Raw genomic sequence first — 16,825 nt, forward strand, 5'->3', positions numbered from 1 at the left:
CGGTCGCCACTGACGGTGACCGACCCGGCCCGGCGACCGCCGGGGCACGGGTCCGTTCGGGTGGCTACCGTGTAGGGCGGACACGTCGGAGGGACGGCAATGGCACGAACGCAGAGCACTGACGTCGAACGGTCGCTCGGACGGCGGATGCGGGGCGTGGCCGGGCTGGCCGCGCTGGCCGGCCTGGCCTGGGTGGCCCGGGATGTGCCGGCGGCGCTCGGCGGCCGGCTCAGCGGGGCCCGAGCCGAACGCGCGGCCCGCTCGCCCCAGTTCCGCGACGGCACCTTCCACAACCAGGCCGGCACCCGCACGATGGTCGCCGAGCCGGGCCGCAACCTGGTCCGCGAGCTGATCTTCGGCAAGCAGAAGCGGCGCCCGACCACACCCGTGCCGCTGCTGCGCCCGAGCACCCCGCCCGGGCCCGTCGACGCCGCCGACGAGCTGAACATCGTCTGGTACGGGCACGCCTCGACGCTGATCGAGATCGAGGGCCGACGGGTGCTGCTCGACCCGGTGTGGAGCGAACGATGCTCCCCCTCCGGTCTGGTCGGCCCCCGCCGTCTGCACGAGCCACCGGTGGGCATCGACGAGCTGCCCCCGCTGGACGCCATCCTGATCTCGCACGACCACTACGACCACCTCGACATGGCCACCGTGCGGGCGCTGCTCGCCGGGCAGTCCGCGCCGTTCCTGGTGCCGCTCGGGGTGGGAGCACACCTGGACCGCTGGGGCGTACCCACCGAACGGATCATCGAACTGGACTGGTCCGAGTCGCACCGGGTCGCCGGGCTGGAGATCACCGCGACCGCCGCCCAGCACTTCTCCGGTCGGGGGCTGCGCCGCGACGGCACGCTCTGGAGTTCCTGGGTGGTGGCCGGGGCCCGCCGCAAGGTCTTCTACACCGGCGACTCGGGCTACTTCGACGGGTACGCGGCGATCGGCGCCGCCCACGGGCCGTTCGACGTGACGCTGATGCAGATCGGCGCGTACGACCGGGCCTGGCCGACCATCCACATGTTCCCCGAGGAGGCGGTCGACGCCCACCTCGACCTGCGCGGCGGGCTGTTCGTCCCGGTGCACTGGGCGACGTTCAACCTGGCCCTGCACGACTGGTCCGAGCCGGTCGACCGGCTGTGGGCCGAGGCGAAGGCCCGCGACGTACGGCTGGCCGTGCCCCGCCCCGGCGAGCGGGTCGTGGTCGACGAGCCGCCCGCCGTCGACGGCTGGTGGCAGGCCGTCGCCTGACGGTCCCGGCCCGCGGTGCGGCCCTCCGGCCTGGTCTGGTCAGAGCGGGCCGGCCTGAGCCCGTCGGGTCAGAGCACGAAGGCGTCGGTCCAGAGGGCGCCGGAGCGGCCGGAGAGCGCGTCCAGCATGGCCACCGCCTGCCCGTCGGTGAGCTGCGCGACGAAGTCCACGATGGCCCGCCCGCGGGCGCGACCGATCCGGTCCGGGATGCGCGGGTGCAGCTCGGCCTCGGCCAACTCGACCAGGTCGTGCAGTCGGCGGGGCAGCCGGGACTCCTCCGCCGGGTCGAGCAGCCACTCCCAGAGCGCCTCGACCAGGGTGCCCAGCAGCCGGGCCTGGCCGCGCTGGTGCAGGGCGAGATCCGGGCGGGCCAGCACGAACCGGTGGTGGACGAACTTGAGCACCTGCACCTCGTGCCACTGCGCGCAGCCCAGCAGCACGTACCCGGAGCGCACCGACGGCTGGTCGGTCACGGTGATGGCCTCGACGAAACGGGTGGACCAGCGGGCGGAGAACCGCGCCACGTACTGCTCGGCCTCGATCGAGCCGTCGAACGGCATCGCCAGCAGCCCGTCGACCAACTCCTCGCGGACGTGCTCGACGGCGGCGGCGAACGCGTCGTCGTCGGCGATCCAGGCGTCCTTGCGGTGCAGTTGTCGCCGCAACCGCTCGATCGCCGCCCCGGGCCGCCGCGCCGACGTGGCCAGCGCCGCGTCGGTGATCGCCCGGAAGTGCCCACTCTCGCGCTGCCACGCCATCAGCTCGGCGGAGACCGAGCCCTGTTGGAGCACACCGACCCGGTAGAAGTCCTCGACGTCGTGGATGGCGTACGCGATGTCGTCGGCGGTGTCCATCACCGACGCCTCGACGGTCTGCTGCCAGTCCGGGATGCGGCCGGCGAACGGCTCCCGGGCCTGGCGCAGGTCGTCGAGTTCCGTCCGGTACGCGCCGAACTTCGACGAGCCGCTCTCCGGGTCGTCCGGTGGCGGTGTGGCCCCGCGTGGCGGCGGGTCCATCGTGCGCGGGTGCGGGTCCGGGTGGTCCAGCCGGGTCCACGGGTACTTGAGCATCGCCGCGCGGACGGCGGCGGTCAGGTCCAGCCCGGTGGTGGCCGCGCCGCGGATCTCGGTGCTGGTGACGATCCGGTACGACTGGGCGTTGCCCTCGAAACCGTCGGCCAGGCCGAGCCGCTGGCGGGCCAGCCGGTCCAGCACCCGCTCCCCCAGGTGCCCGAACGGCGGGTGGCCGAGGTCGTGGGCGAGGGCTGCGGCCTCCACCACGTCGGGGTCGAGGCCACCGAGCTTGTCCAGCAGGTCACACCACCGGTCGTCGGCCGTCAACCGCTCGGCGATCGCCCGGGCCACCTGGGCGACCTTCAGGCTGTGGGTGAGGCGGTTGTGCACCAGCAGCCCGGAGCCGACCGGGCTGATCACCTGGGTCACACCGCCCAGGCGGGCGAAGAACGGTGAGCCGACGATCCGGTCCCGGTCGGCACGGAACGGGTTGGCCGTCAGGTCGCCGAGGGCCCGGGCGCTGCCGCCGAAGAGCCGCCGGGCGCGCGGCTCCGCAGGTGTTTCCATGATCGCCACGCTAGCGCAGGCCGGGCGGGACCGCCGCCGGGTCACCCGGCCGGGCACGGCGGTTCGGTCTGCCGCCCCGGCCGGGCGCGGCGACAGCGGCCGGGGCCGCCCGGCAGAATGCAGGCCGTACCCACTCCCGAAGGCGGATCGAGATCGTGACCCAGTCTGTTCATCAGCGGATCGCCGACGAGCTCGGCGTGGCCGAGCGTCAGGTGCGGGCGGCCGTCGAGCTGCTCGACGGCGGCGCCACCGTGCCGTTCATCGCCCGCTACCGCAAGGAGGCCACCGGCCTGCTCGACGACACCCAGCTGCGCACCCTGGAGGAGCGGCTGCGCTACCTGCGCGAGCTGGACGAGCGGCGGGCCGCCGTGCTGGAGTCGATCCGCACCCAGGGCAAGCTCGACGAGGCCCTGGAAGCGCAGATCATGGCCGCCGACTCGAAGTCCCGGCTGGAGGACATCTACCTGCCGTACAAGCCCAAGCGGCGGACGCGGGCGCAGATCGCCCGCGAGGCCGGGTTGGCCCCGCTGGCCGAGTCGCTGCTGGCCGACCCCACCCAGGACCCGCGCGCCACCGCCGCCGGGTTCGTCGACGAGGACAAGGGCGTCGCGGACGCCGCCGCCGCGCTGGAGGGCGCGCGGGCGATCCTCATCGAGACCTTCGCGGAGGACGCCGACCTCATCGGCACGCTGCGTGAGCAGATGTGGTCGCGGGGTCGTCTGGTTTCCCGGGTACGCGACGGCCAGGAGACCGCCGGTGCCAAGTTCGCCGACTACTTCGACTTCTCCGAGCCGTACCCGACGTTGCCCTCGCACCGGATCCTGGCCATGTTCCGGGGCGAGAAGGAGGGTGTGCTCGACCTGACCATGGATCCGGAGGAGGCCGGCGACGCGGACGCCGTACCGACCGGACCCAGCCGGTACGAGGCGGCCATCGCCGGACGGTTCGGGGTGTCCGACGCCGGGCGACCGGCCGACCGCTGGTTGACCGACACCGTGCGGTGGGCGTGGCGCACCCGGATCCTCATCCACCTCGGCGCGGACCTGCGGTTGCGGTTGTGGCAGGCGGCCGAGGAGGAGGCGGTGCGGGTCTTCGCGACGAACCTGCGGGACCTGCTGCTGGCCGCGCCGGCCGGCACCCGGCCCACGATGGGTCTGGACCCGGGCCTGCGGACCGGTGTGAAGGTGGCCGTGGTGGACGCCACCGGCAAGGTGCTCGCCACCGACACCATCTACCCGCACGAGCCCCGTCGGCAGTGGGACGCGTCGATCGAGACCCTGGCCCGGCTGGCCGGCACGCACGGGGTGGAGCTGGTGGCGATCGGCAACGGCACCGCCTCGCGGGAGACCGACAAGCTGGCCGGCGACCTGATCAAGAAGTATCCGCAGCTGAACCTGACCAAGGTGATGGTCTCCGAGGCGGGCGCGTCGGTCTACTCCGCGTCCGCGTACGCCTCGCAGGAGCTGCCCGGCATGGACGTGTCGCTGCGCGGCGCGGTCTCCATCGCCCGGCGGCTCCAGGACCCGCTCGCCGAGCTGGTGAAGATCGACCCACGGTCGATCGGGGTGGGGCAGTACCAGCACGACCTGTCCGAGGTGAAGCTGTCCCGGTCGCTCGACGCGGTCGTGGAGGACTGCGTGAACGCCGTCGGCGTGGACGTCAACACCGCGTCCGCGCCGCTGTTGACCCGGGTCTCCGGGATCGGGGCCGGGCTCGCGGAGAACATCGTCCTGCACCGGGACGCCAACGGGCCGTTCCGGTCGCGTTCCGAGCTGAAGAAGGTGGCACGGCTCGGCCCGAAGGCGTTCGAGCAGTGCGCCGGCTTCCTGCGCATCCCCGACGGCGACGACCCGCTGGATTCGTCGAGCGTGCACCCGGAGGCGTACCCGGTGGTGCGCCGGATCCTCGCCAGCACCGGTCAGGACCTCCGCTCGGTGATCGGCAAGAGCGGGATCCTGCGCGGGCTTCGGGCCACCGACTTCGTCGACGAGCGGTTCGGCCTGCCCACCGTCACCGACATCCTCGCCGAGTTGGAGAAGCCGGGCCGCGACCCTCGGCCCGAGTTCCGCACCGCCACCTTCGTCGAGGGCGTGGAGAAGATCAGCGACCTGACGCCGGGCATGGTGCTCGAAGGCGTCGTCACCAACGTGGCCGCGTTCGGCGCGTTCGTCGACGTCGGGGTGCACCAGGACGGGCTCGTGCACGTCTCGGCCATGTCCCGGACCTTCGTTAAGGACCCCCGTGAGGTGGTGAAGTCCGGTGACGTGGTCAAGGTCCGGGTGCTCGACGTGGACGTACCCCGCAAGCGCATCTCGTTGACCCTGCGCCTGGAGGACGAGCCCGGCGTCGCCGGTGGTGGCCGGACGAGCCAGGAAGGTCGCGGCGGCCCGGCGCAGCGCGGACCGCAGGGCGGTCGTGGCGGTCAGCAGGGCGGACGTGGCCCGCAGGACCAGCGCGGCGGCCAGGGTCGACGCGGCGGCCAGCAGCAGGGTCGCGGTGGCGGTCAGCAGCAGGGTCGCGGCGGCGGTCCGGCGCCGGCCAACGACGCGATGGCAGAGGCCCTACGCCGCGCCGGGCTGGCCTGACTGGTCAGCCCTCTCCGACGCCTCGGCCCTCCGACGCCTCGCCCCTCGATCACGTGGTTGCGTGGTCGAGGGGCCGCGTGGCCGGGGCCGAGTGGTCCACGGGGGTGGCGGGCCCTGTGGAGCTGATGTCGTAAACGAATCGCAGTGTGTTCGTCGGTTTGGTCGCGGTTCATCGCGGGGTGATCGCCGGTTGATGTCGCAGACGATTCAGCTCCATACGGCGGCCGCAGCGACCCCGGGGGGCGAAGGCGACCAGTGGGGCGGGCGGGTGAAATCGGCTCGCGTGCTCGCGGGGTTCGGGGCGATGATCTCGGGGTGAAGATGCACGCGGATCAGGTCGACGTGGCGGTGGACGTGGTCGCCGCGCTGGTGGCCGAGCAGTTTCCCCGGTGGCGGGGTCTGCCGCTGCGTCCACTCGCCTCGACCGGCACGGTGAACGCCCTGTTCCGGCTCGGCACGGAGATCGTGCTGCGCTTTCCCCTGCGGCCCAGCGCCGATCCGGCAGTGCGCGCCGAGCTCGAACGGGAGCAGGAGCACGCGAGGATGCTCGCCACGCGTCTACCGGTCGCCGTGCCCGAACCGCTCGGCCTCGGCGGCCCGGGCGGGGGTTACCCCGGACCGTGGACGGTGTACCGCTGGATCGCCGGCGAGCCGATCCACCCCGGCCGGATCGACGACCTGGACGGCTTCGCGCGTGACCTGGCCGGCGTCGTGACCGCCCTGCGGACAATCGACACCGACGGTTGGGTCTGGTACGGGTCGGGTCGGGGTGGCCCGCTGGCCACGCAGGACGCCGGGGTGCGGATGGCCCTCTCCGTCAGCGGCGCGCTCACCGACACCGCTCGGCTGACCCAGGTGTGGGACCGCTGCCGCGACGTCCCGCGCCACGACACCGACGGGTGGATCCACGCTGACCTGATGCCGGGCAACCTATTGGTCCGGGACGGTCGACTGGCTGCCGTCATCGACCTGGAGACGGTCACGGTGGGCGACCCGGCGGTGGACCTGATGCCGGCGTGGAACTTGTTCGACGCCGGGTCACGGGAGACGTACCGGCGGGCGTTGGACGTGGACGACGCGACCTGGGAGCGCGGGCGCGGCTGGGCGCTGGGGCAGGCGATCAACGCGCTTCCGTACTACGTCCAGACAAATCCGGTGATGGCCGCGATCGCCCGGCGCACACTGCGGGCCGTACTCGAGTAGGCCCGTCGCGTACCGTCGACGCCGTGAGTGAGCCCGACGGCCGGACGTGGCGGGACCAGCAGCGGCAGGCGGTGCGCGCGCACGCCGACGCCGACGCGCGGCGGCGGGCCGTCGAGCAGGCCGAGGCGGCGAAGCTGGTGGCCTGGTTCGTGGCCGAGGCCACCCGGCGCGGGCTGCCTCCCACCCGCCTGGTCGCGCGCGGTTACGACGGCCGTGGGCGCTACCGGACCAGGCTGACCGGGTGGTACGTCGACCGGGCCGAGACCCGGGCGGTGGATGTGGACGGCCGGTTCCACCTGTTGAACGTCTCGGGCGGCCTGCGGGCCCGCCTGTTCGGCGTCGATCCGCAGCCCAGCCCGGCGCCGTTGGTCGTCGGGGCGGGTGGCCGCGACGGAGAGTCGATCCCGTTGCGGACGCTGCTCAGCCGCCTGTTAGACGACGAGGCTTGACAGGCCCCACCAACGGGTCCACCGCACTGCGCGGGTGAGTAGCTCGGCCAGGACGATCAGGCCGCCGGCGGGCGGCCACCCCTGGATCCGCCCCGCCCTGCACGAGTGCCTGGGTGGTCCTGGGACCAGGGCTGCCGAACTGCCTCGACGGCAGTGAAGGCACTTGGCGCTGCGCGCTGCACACCGAATATGGGTAACAGTCGTTTGTCCATAGTAGCGACCTCATATGATTGATTCATCCCGGTATGACCGGTTCAACCCGAAGGTTCGAGTGGTGAATCTCGTACACATTGAAGAGAATCCTCGGCGCGTGGCGGGCAGCACCCGACCGGGGACGGCACCCTTCAGCGTCACCCGCACCCGCCTCGACCCGGCCGGAACCGCAGCATGACGAGCCTTCCGCTCGCCGGAGGCATCCTGCTCGCGCTCGTGGTCGGCAGCCTGCTGCAGCCATTGATCCTTCGCCTACTGAGAGCGGCCGCCGTTCTCGACGTACCGTCCGAGCGTTCCTCGCACAGCACACCGATCCCGCGGGGCGGTGGCGTGGGCGTCGCCGTGGCGGCAGGGCTCGCACTCGTGCTGAACGAGCACGCGCGATCCATCGCCGTACCGCTGCTCTTCTTCGGGGCGATCGGGCTTTTGGAAGACCTCCGGGGTGCGCCGATCCGCCTCCGTCTGCTCCTGCAGTTGCTCGCCGGCGTGGCCACGGGGCTGGTCCTGGTGCCCGGCGGGCAGGCGACGTCCGTCCACGTGCTTCTCGTCCTCGCGCTGGCCACGTGGCTTGCCGCGTACGTAAACGCCTTCAACTTCATGGACGGCATCAACGGCATCTCGGCCGTGCACGCGATCCTCGGCGGAGCGGTGTACGCGGTGCTCGGCGTACTCATGGACCTTCCGCTCCTCACCGCGGCCGGCACCCTGATCGCCGCCGCGTCCCTGACGTTCCTGCCCTGGAACGCCTGGGTCGCCAAGGTCTTCCTCGGTGATGTCGGGTCGTACGCCCTGGGCGGCGCGCTCAGCACGATCGCCGCGTACGCCATCGTTCGCGGCACGCCGCCGGAGGCAGCCGCGGCGCCACTGGCCCTTTATCTCGCCGACACGGGTTGGACGCTCCTGCGCCGCATCAGCAAGGGCGAAGCCTGGTATCGCCCCCACCGGAACCATGCCTATCAGCGACTGACGGACGCCGGGTGGTCACATCAGCGGGTCACCGTGGTCACCGCCGTGACCGGGGCAGCCGTGGCCGGCTGCCTGGTCGCCGCGTCCTTCAACGGACCGCTCGCCCGCGCCGCGCTGGATGCCACGGCCCTCGCCATACTCGCCGCCTACCTCGCTGCCCCCGCCTGGCTCGCCGTTCAGCGGGCCAAGCCATCGCCAGAAGGAAGAACGATCCATGCCAGAACTGTCAGCTCAACTAGCCGGTGAGCCGACCGGCCCCGGGGACCGGCCGGTGAAGAAGGTCGCGGTGCTGGGCAGCAGCGGCTTCGTCGGCCGCGCGGTTGTCGCCGAGCTGCGCAGCAGGGAGGCCGAGGTTCACCTCGTCTCCGCACCGCGCCTGTCGTGGCCAGTAACCGAGTCACTCCGGAGCAATTCGGTGCCGGCGGATCTCCAGCGGAACGTCGTCGACGCCCTCGCCGCGCAGCTCGACGGCGCTCACGTCGTGATCAACACGGCCGGGCTGCCGAACGGATCCGCACCGGACAGCGCGGAGCTGTACGGAGGAAACGCGCTGCTGCCCACCCTCGTCGCCCGAGCCAGCGCCCTGGTCAACGCCGACCGGCTGGTCCACGTCAGCTCGGCGGCAGCGCAGGGAGCGATGGATCTCGACGAGACATCGCGGACGATGCCCTTCTCGCCGTACTCCCGCTCGAAGGCGGTCGGCGAACGCCTGCTGCAGCGCGAGGACTGCATCGACACGGTCATCTACCGGTCGACCTGGGTCCACGACGTTGCTCGGCCGAATACCCGGGCGCTCATCCGGCTCGCACAGTCGCGGATGAGCTGCGTCGCCGGGGACGGCACCGCGCCGACACCTCAGGTCCTCATCGACGACGTCGCCGCGGCAATCACCCACCTCGGGCTCGTCGACGGCCCGGTGCCGCCCATCGTGCTCCAGCCCCACAACGGGATGACGACAGGGCTGCTGCTGCGCCTGCTCGGTGGCCGCGAGCCACTGCACCTCCCACCACTGATGGCGCGGTATGCGACGCGCTGCGTCACCGCGTACGGGCGGACGAGTCTGACCGCCAATGCACACGCCCGTCGGGTGGACATGCTGCTGTTCGGCAAGCGGCAGACGCCGGGCTGGCTGGCCGAACAAGGGCTGGTGCCCAGACTGCGCCCCGAGGCGTGGGAGCGGCTGAGAACGGCCGGCGCCCACCCGACATCCGCATCGACGCCGAACGTCGAAGCTGTGGCGCGGCCACGAACAGGTGACCCGCAACCGGTCGAGACGAGCGGAGTGGACGCGGCCCACCGGTTCCTGACGAAGTAGCTCCGCACCTAACAGGAAGGCTCTCCATGACTCTCGCCCCCGTGTCAGGCTCGACTGGCCTGATCGGTTCCTTGGCTGCTCCGGCTGCGGTGACAGCGCGGTGAGAATCGGGATCATCACCCAGTGGTACGACCCGGAGGGGGGCTCCGCCGTCCTCCCGGGAATCATCAGCCGATCGCTCGTCGCACTCGGCCACGAGGTGCACGTGCTCACCGGCTTCCCCAACTATCCCTCCGGTCGACTGTCTCCGGGCTACCGCGTGCGCCCGTACCGGTTCGAGATGATGAACGGCGTCTCGGTGCACCGGGTGCCGCTGGTGCCCAGCCACGACCGGTCGGCTGTCGGACGAGCTGCCAACTATCTCAGCTTCGCGGCCTCCGCGGCGGCCCGGCTGGACCTACTCCGCAAGGTCGACGTGTGGCTCGTCTACTCGTCACCGGCGACGGTGACGCTGCCCGCGATGATGGCCCGCCGGTTGCACGGACGCCCGTACGTGATCCTCATGGAGGACCTCTGGCCGGACACCCTGGCGGAGAGCGACTACGTCCGTCCCGGACGCCGCACCGACCTGATCGTCCGGATGCTCAACCGGTTCTGCGACGCGGCGCACCGGGGCGCATCATCGGTGGCCGTCACCGCCCCCGGCATGGCCGACATCCTGACCAGCCGCGGAGTTCCTCGGGACAAGATCTCGGTCGTCTACAACTGGGTCGACGAGCGTCTCTTCCGCCCGCGGACACCTGATCCGCAGTTGATGGCAACCCTCGGGCTGGAGGGTTTCGTCGTCATGTACGCCGGGAGCATGGGCAACCTCCAAGGGCTCGATGTCGCCGTCGACGCGCTGGAGCATCTCGCCGACATCCCGGACCTGAGGCTCGTATTCGCCGGCAGTGGCGTTGAAGAACGACGGCTTCGCGAGTCTGCCGCACGGTACGCCCCCGGCCGGGTGGTCTTCCTCGGCCAGCAGCCGATCGAGCGGATGGTCGAACTGATGCCACTCGGGGACGTCCAGTTGATCTCCCTTCGCGACCAGCCCTTCCTCCGGTCGATCATGCCCAGCAAGGTGCAGAGCACCCTGGCGTGCGGACGTCCCATCGTGGCCGCCCTGGCGGGCGATGCGGCCCGGCTCGTCGACGAGTCCGGTGCCGGATTCGTCGCTCCTCCCGGTGACCCCTACGCACTCGCCGACGCGATCCGTCGGATGTACGAGTTGGGCGCCGAGAAACGTGAAGAGCTGGGCCGCAGCGGACGGCAGTTCTACCTGGAACGGCTCTCGGAGCGGGTCGGCAGCGTTGCGCTGGCCCGGCACCTGGAAAAGGCGGTCCAAGACCAGGTTCCGGCCGCTCGCTGACCACTGCCGTAGGCGGCAGCTCAGGTGGTGGCAGCGGTGAACGGAGCCGGTTGGCGGCGGCCTTGAGCCGGACAGCAGCCCGACGCTCTGGGCGGCCGACAGGATAGCCGGATCTTAAGCTCAGATAACCCGAAAACGGCCAATAATGCTGCTTCAACCTGTAACAAGGACAAGGAGCCACAAAAGCCCCTTCTGCCGGGCGGCGGAAGCAGTCGTTAGTCGGGACAGGGAGCCAGTACATGCCCCAGGACACGGAGCACACGGACCGTTCGGACCAGCGGACCCGACGGGCCAGGGCTCGCCGGCGCGCCGTCGGATTTCTCGCGGCCGACACCACTGCTTGGGTCGGCGGTCTGGTCGCGGCCGTCTGGACCCGATTCGAGTTCCAGCTCCCTCCGGGCCAACTCGGTCGAGCCGCAGCGATCGGAATGGCTGCGGCGATCATGCACGTGGCGGTGGCCGCGTTGCGCCGCCTCTACTCCGGACGACACCCGCTGGGCAGCCTCCAGGAGGTCCAGGGCGTCGCCGGCACGACCCTCACCACGGCCGGCATCGTGCTGCTCGGCCTGCTGCCGTCCAGCGACCGGCCGGTTCCGGCGAGCACCCCGATGGTCGGCGGTGCGCTCGCCCTGCTGCTCATGCTCGGCACCCGGTTCGCGTACCGGCACCGACGTGACCTCGCCATGCGCCCCGATGTCCGGTCGTCGACTCCGGTGTTGCTGTTCGGGATGGGCGACGCGGGTCAAGGACTGCTCCGGGCCATGCTCAGCGACCCGCGCGGCCGGTACCTGCCGGTCGGCGCGCTGGACGACGACCCGGACAAGCGTGACCTGCGCATCGGCCGGGTACGCGTGCTGGGCGGTCGCAACGATGTCGTCGCCTCGGTCCGGCGTACCGGTGCCACCACCGTCATCTTCTCGGTGGCCAACGCGGACGCCGCGCTGATCCGCCAGATCCGCGAGGCCACCCTCGATGCCGGCGCGGTCTTCAAGGTGCTGCCCCCGGTGCGGGACCTGGTCGACCACCGAATCACCGTCACCGACGTCCGGGACGTGCAGGTCAGCGACCTGCTCGGCCGCCGGCAGGTGGTCGGCGACCTGCCGCTGAGCACCAACAGCCTGACCGGCCGACGGGTCCTGGTGACCGGCGCCGGCGGGTCGATCGGATCCGAGCTCTGCCGTCAGGTGATGAAGGCTAACCCGGGTGAGCTGATGATGCTGGATCGGGACGAGTCGGCCCTGCACGGCCTGCAGATGTCCCTCGCCGGACGGGCCATGCTGGACGGCCCCGAGCTGCTCCTCGCCGACCTGCGCGACGACGAGGGCATCCGGCGGATCATCCGAGAACGCCGCCCTGAGATCATCTTTCATGCGGCGGCGCTCAAACACCTGACCCTGCTGCAGCGGCACCCGGGCGAGGCGGTCAAGACCAACGTCTGGGGCACCCTGTCGGTGCTGGATGCCTGCCAGGATGTGGCGAAGTTCGTCAACATCTCCACCGACAAGGCAGCCAACCCGATCAGCGTCCTCGGCTACTCGAAGCGCATCACCGAACAGTTGACCGCGCACGCCGCCTCCCGATTCCCGGGCACGTTCCTCAGCGTTCGCTTCGGCAACGTGCTGAGCAGCCGCGGCTCGGTGGTGACGGCCTTCCAGCGGCAGATCGAGGACGGGAAGCCGCTGACCGTCACCCACCCGGACGTCACCCGCTATCTGATGACCATTCAAGAGGCCGTCCACCTGGTACTCCAGGCCGCCGAGATCGGCCGAGACGGCGAAGCGCTGGTGCTCGACATGGGCGAACCGGTACGGATCGTCGACCTGGCGCGTCAGATGGCCGAGCAGGCCGCCAGCTCCGTGCCCATCGTCTACACCGGACTGCGGCCCGGCGAGAAGCTGCACGAGAACCTGTTCGGGATCGGTGAGGTCGACACCCGACCGTTCCATCCCCTGGTTTCCCACGTGGCCGTGCCGGCGCTCGACCCGATGGAGGTGAGAGGGCTCGACCCGTACGACGATTCGGCGAAGATCGTCGAGCACCTCGCGCTGCTCTGCGCCCAGCCGGTCGGCCCGGTGGTGAAGGGCCTGCGGGGCGTACCCCTCCAGTCGCACTGATTTGATCGACCCCGCCGCCACGGCGGGGCTGAACGGGGTGACGCCACGCAGGCGTCACCCCGTTCCGTTCGCCCGCAGACGCGTCCCGCTGTCCCGGTGCACCGGTGCGCGAGGCCCCAGGGCCGGGAGTCCGGCACGGGCCAGGCACACAGAGACCAGGGCTGGCGATCACGGGTCCGTGATTGCCAGCCCTGGTGCCGAGCTGGTCAGCGGCGGATGCCCGCCCAGTCGTGGTGCCGGCGCACGGTGGAGAGGATGAAATCCACCACCCGTCGGGAGGTGTCGGGCACCTGGTAGTCGACCGGGCAGGGCACGCCCTGCGCGGCGACCTGCGCCACCGTCACCTCGACCGCCTCGACCACGCCCTGCGGGTCGAGACCGGTCATGATGATGCCGCCCGCGTCGAGCGCCTCGGGGCGTTCGATCGACTCCCGCAGCGTCACCGCGGGGAAGTTGAGGATGGCGGCCTCCTCGCTGATCGTCCCGCTGTCCGACAGGGTGCAAAACGCCTTGGTCTGCAGGTGGACGTAGTCGAGCAGGCCGAACGGGTCGTGGAAGGCGATGCCGTCCAGTGCGGTGGCGTCCGGGGCCAGCGCCTCCAGCCGCTTACGGGTGCGCGGGTGGGTGGAGACCAGCACCGGGAAGCCCCACCGGTCGCGCACCGCGACCAGACAGTCCAACAACCGCTGGAGCCGCTCAGGGCGGTCCACGTTCTCCTCCCGGTGCGCGCTGACCAGGAAGTACCGATCCCGGTCGAGTTCCAGCTGCCGCAGGATGGTCGAGTTGGCGATCGGTGTCCGGTAGTGCTCCAGCACCTCCCGCATGGGCGAGCCGGTGTGCAGGATCCGGCGGGGGTGCAGGCCCTCGGCGAGCAGGTTGCGCCGGGCGTGTTCGGTGTAGACGAGGTTGAAGTCGGCCACGTGGTCGACCAGGCGCCGGTTGGTCTCCTCCGGCACGTTCAGGTCGAAGCACCGGTTGCCGGCCTCCATGTGGTAGACCGGCACCCGCATCCGGCGGGCCATCAGTGCGGCGATGCAACTGTTGGTGTCACCGAGCACCAGCAGCGCGTCGGGCTGCTCCTCGGCGATCACCGCCTCCATGCCGACGAGGACCCCGCCGAGGACCCGCCCCAGCGATGACGTGTCGACGCGGAGGAACCGGTCGGGTTCCCGCATGCACAATTCTTTGAAGAACACGTCCGACAGGGCGGTGTCCCAATTCTGGCCGGTGTGCACCAGCGTGTGTTCCACCGTGTCGTCGAGTCGAGCGATCACCCGGGAGAGCCTGATGATCTCGGGTCGGGTGCCGACCACGGTCATGATCCGGGTCATGCCCGTCCTCTCTCTGCTGCCAGCAGCGGCTCCGACCGGGCCGCCTCCACCGGTTCGGCCCAGGTGTCCGGCCGGTCCGGGTCGAAGAGTTCGTTGGTCCAGAACATCGTCACCAGTTCGTCCGCACCGGTGTTCACCAACTTGTGCACCCACATGGTGGGCATGTCGATGAGTGCAGGCTCGGCGCCGCTCACCGGAAACCGCAGCACCTCTGAGTCGCCGACCCGGCGCAGGCTGATCTCGGCCGAGCCACGCAACACCACGAACCGCTCCACCTTCGCTAGGTGGAAGTGCTCTCCCCGGGTGATCCCGGGACGGGTGGTGGAGCAGAACGTCTGCCCCGCACCACCGTGTGCCTTGACCGTCTCGACCAGTTCACCACGGGCATCGGTCCGCCGGGGCAGCGTGATCGGGTAGTGCGCCGGGAAGCAGTGCGACCGGTAGGTATTGAACAGCCGCACGTCGTGCCAGCTCGACAGGGACGGGATCTCCCCGGTCCGGTACGTCGCGGCCATCCCGGTGAGCCGGTCCGCCAGAGCCTGGACGCCGATGCGCAGCGCTGGCATCGCCGGATCCCACGATCCACCGTCGGAAACCCCGATGAGCCGGGCGGCGGCGTCGGTGACGTGCACCAGGCTCAATTCGCGGTCGCCGTCTACCTCAGGCCGCCCACCCTCGGCGAGCAGCCGGCAGAAGGTCGCCACCGCCGAGTTGTAGTACGGCCGGCCGTGCTCGCCGTACAGGTTCGGCAGCAACACGTCGTCGAGGTCGACCCCGGTGTCCGCCAGCACCCGCGCCGCGGCGGCCTTGGCGTCGCCGTACGGTGTGCCGTTGCCGGCCTGCACCGAGTTGGCGTAGACCACCCGCGCCGGCGGGTCCGCGCAGTGCTTGAGCCCGTCGGCGAGCTGGGTGGCGAGTTGGATGTTGCCAGCGGCGACGTCGGCCGGATCGCCACGGTTGACACCGGCCAGGTGCAGCAGGCGATCGTGACCGGCGATCTTCGCCGCGATCACCCCGGGGTCGGCCAGGTCGGAGCGGTTGAGCATGGTCGGCTCCGGCCACCCCAGCGCGCGCAGCAGCACCCGGACGTGCCAGCCGAGGAACCCGCCGCCGCCGGTGACGGCGAGCCTCAGCACGCCAACACCGGATCCCGCAGGGCCAGCTCCGCCCGCACCTCAGGCAGCGTCTTCAGCAATTCGACGATCTCGGGTACGCCGAGCTGCGGCGCGTTCGACGAGTTGAAGTCCTCGGTCAGCCCATCGCCGAACTCGCCCTCGGAGACGTAGAGCGAGTAGTTGAGGTCGCGGCCGTCCAGCGGCACCCGGAGGAAGTCCCCGAAGTCCTCGGCCTGGACGAGTTCCTCCCGACTGGCCAGCGTCTCGGCCTGCTTCTCGCCGTGCCGGATGCCGATCACGTCGAGCTTCGCGGGCACGTCGAAGAGCTGGCACACCGCCTCGGCCAGGTCGCCGACGGTGCAGGCCGCGGCCTTACGAATGAAGATGTCACCGGCGCGGGCGTTCTGGAACGCGTGCTCGACCAGTTCGACGGAATCAGCCAGCGACATCACGAACCGGGTCATCCCCGGGTCGGTCACGGTAGGCGCCCGACCGGCCTTGATCTGCTCGATGAAGAGCGGGATCACCGACCCGCGCGAGTACATGACATTGCCGTAGCGCACGCAGGACACGGTGGTGGCGCTGTTCGGGTTGTTGCGGGCGTGCGCCTGGATGACCTTCTCCATCATCGCCTTGCTCATGCCCATCGCGTTCACCGGGTAGACGGCCTTGTCGGTGCTGAGCGCCACCACCGAGCCGACACCGTTGCGTTCGGCGGCCTCGACGACATTGCTGCTGCCCAAAACGTTCGTCCGTACTGCCTCAAGCGGAAAGAACTCGCACGACGGCACCTGCTTGAGCGCGGCCGCGTGAAAGATGTAGTCGATGCCCCGGCTGGCCTTGAGCACCGAGTCGTAGTCCCGGATGTCCCCGACGTAGTAGCGGACCCGCTCGTCGCCGAGTTGCCGACGCATCGCGTCCTGCTTGGCCTCGTCTCGGCTGAGCACCCGGACCTCGCCGACGCCCCGGGCGAGCAGCCGGCGAACCATGGTCTGGCCGAAGGAACCAGTGCCGCCGGTGATGAGCACGCGGCGGTCGGTGGTCGAGATAGTCACAGTTGATTCCCCGTCTCGTCTAGGCAGGTCGCGCCGCCGAACGCCTCGTCCTGGGGTAGGTGCGCATGTCAGACAACGATCAGGAGATGCCCCAGGAAACGATGACATAGGGCGATACACCGGCCAGTCGAATCTTGCCGAGCCAACAGCACGTCGATGCCGACCATCCGGCCGAATTTCGGCCCGGATTCGACGAAACCGACCAGATCGCTACGTACGAATTGCTATACAGGCCATCGAAGCAGGACGAAGGGTCGACCGGCTGGTGGACATCGATGCGGGGGCAATGATCGAATGACGGTG

The 16,825-nt window shown here is 70.6% G+C and carries 12 protein-coding genes; 8 read left to right on the top strand and 4 right to left on the bottom strand.

The genetic code is table 11. The features are described 5' to 3' along the window. Positions 1–99: 99 nt before the first annotated feature. Positions 100–1,245 (top strand): MBL fold metallo-hydrolase, encoded by a 1,146-nt coding sequence (locus tag O7617_RS02170; RefSeq protein ID WP_282261127.1) that lies wholly within the window; start codon positions 100–102, stop codon positions 1,243–1,245. Positions 1,246–1,313: 68 nt separating this feature from the next. Here the strand turns inward: O7617_RS02170 and dgt are convergent, their stop codons facing one another. Then, positions 1,314–2,825, bottom strand: a complete 1,512-nt coding sequence (gene dgt, locus O7617_RS02175) for a dGTP triphosphohydrolase (RefSeq protein ID WP_282261129.1) — start codon at positions 2,823–2,825, stop codon at positions 1,314–1,316. Positions 2,826–2,980: 155 nt separating this feature from the next. Between dgt and O7617_RS02180 the strand changes: the two genes are divergently transcribed. The 7 genes from O7617_RS02180 (at position 2,981) to O7617_RS02210 (ending at position 13,021) form a co-directional block, all read left to right on the top strand. Beyond that, positions 2,981–5,410 carry a Tex family protein gene (locus O7617_RS02180; protein ID WP_282261130.1) on the top strand — a complete coding sequence of 810 codons (2,430 nt, stop codon included), beginning with the start codon at positions 2,981–2,983 and terminating at the stop codon, positions 5,408–5,410. A gap of 321 nt (positions 5,411–5,731) precedes the next feature. Continuing rightward, a complete protein-coding gene (locus tag O7617_RS02185) occupies positions 5,732–6,613 on the top strand; it encodes an aminoglycoside phosphotransferase family protein (protein ID WP_282264613.1) in 882 nt (293 codons plus the stop codon). Positions 6,614–6,636: 23 nt separating this feature from the next. Beyond that, the gene (locus tag O7617_RS02190) at positions 6,637–7,062 is read left to right on the top strand and encodes a hypothetical protein (protein WP_282261131.1); all 426 of its coding nucleotides are present in this window, start codon (positions 6,637–6,639) and stop codon (positions 7,060–7,062) included. 429 nt (positions 7,063–7,491) lie between these two features. After that, positions 7,492–8,487, top strand: a complete 996-nt coding sequence (locus O7617_RS02195) for a hypothetical protein (protein ID WP_282261132.1) — start codon at positions 7,492–7,494, stop codon at positions 8,485–8,487. After that, positions 8,456–9,556 (top strand): NAD-dependent epimerase/dehydratase family protein, encoded by a 1,101-nt coding sequence (locus tag O7617_RS02200; RefSeq protein ID WP_282261133.1) that lies wholly within the window; start codon positions 8,456–8,458, stop codon positions 9,554–9,556. The genes O7617_RS02195 and O7617_RS02200 overlap by 32 nt, the downstream gene beginning before the upstream one ends. A gap of 100 nt (positions 9,557–9,656) precedes the next feature. Continuing rightward, entirely contained in the window at positions 9,657–10,907 is a 1,251-nt protein-coding gene (locus O7617_RS02205) for a glycosyltransferase family 4 protein (protein ID WP_282261134.1), read from the top strand. A gap of 239 nt (positions 10,908–11,146) precedes the next feature. Continuing rightward, a complete protein-coding gene (locus O7617_RS02210) occupies positions 11,147–13,021 on the top strand; it encodes a polysaccharide biosynthesis protein (protein WP_282261136.1) in 1,875 nt (624 codons plus the stop codon). A 206-nt stretch (positions 13,022–13,227) separates the two neighbouring features. On the opposite strand, the gene wecB is transcribed toward O7617_RS02210, so the two are convergent. The 3 genes from wecB to O7617_RS02225 are packed head-to-tail and all read right to left on the bottom strand — an operon-like array spanning position 13,228 to position 16,522. Further along, positions 13,228–14,352 (bottom strand): UDP-N-acetylglucosamine 2-epimerase (non-hydrolyzing), encoded by a 1,125-nt coding sequence (gene wecB, locus O7617_RS02215; RefSeq protein ID WP_282261139.1) that lies wholly within the window; start codon positions 14,350–14,352, stop codon positions 13,228–13,230. Then, complete coding sequence (locus O7617_RS02220; protein ID WP_282261142.1) at positions 14,349–15,488, bottom strand: NAD-dependent epimerase/dehydratase family protein; 1,140 nt, start codon at positions 15,486–15,488, stop codon at positions 14,349–14,351. The genes wecB and O7617_RS02220 overlap by 4 nt, the downstream gene beginning before the upstream one ends. Further along, entirely contained in the window at positions 15,482–16,522 is a 1,041-nt protein-coding gene (locus O7617_RS02225) for an SDR family NAD(P)-dependent oxidoreductase (RefSeq protein WP_282261145.1), read from the bottom strand. Before O7617_RS02225 ends, O7617_RS02220 begins: the two co-directional genes overlap by 7 nt. Positions 16,523–16,825 lie beyond the last annotated feature (303 nt).

Source organism: Micromonospora sp. WMMD1155 (assembly GCF_029581275.1).
Classification (GTDB): domain Bacteria; phylum Actinomycetota; class Actinomycetes; order Mycobacteriales; family Micromonosporaceae; genus Micromonospora.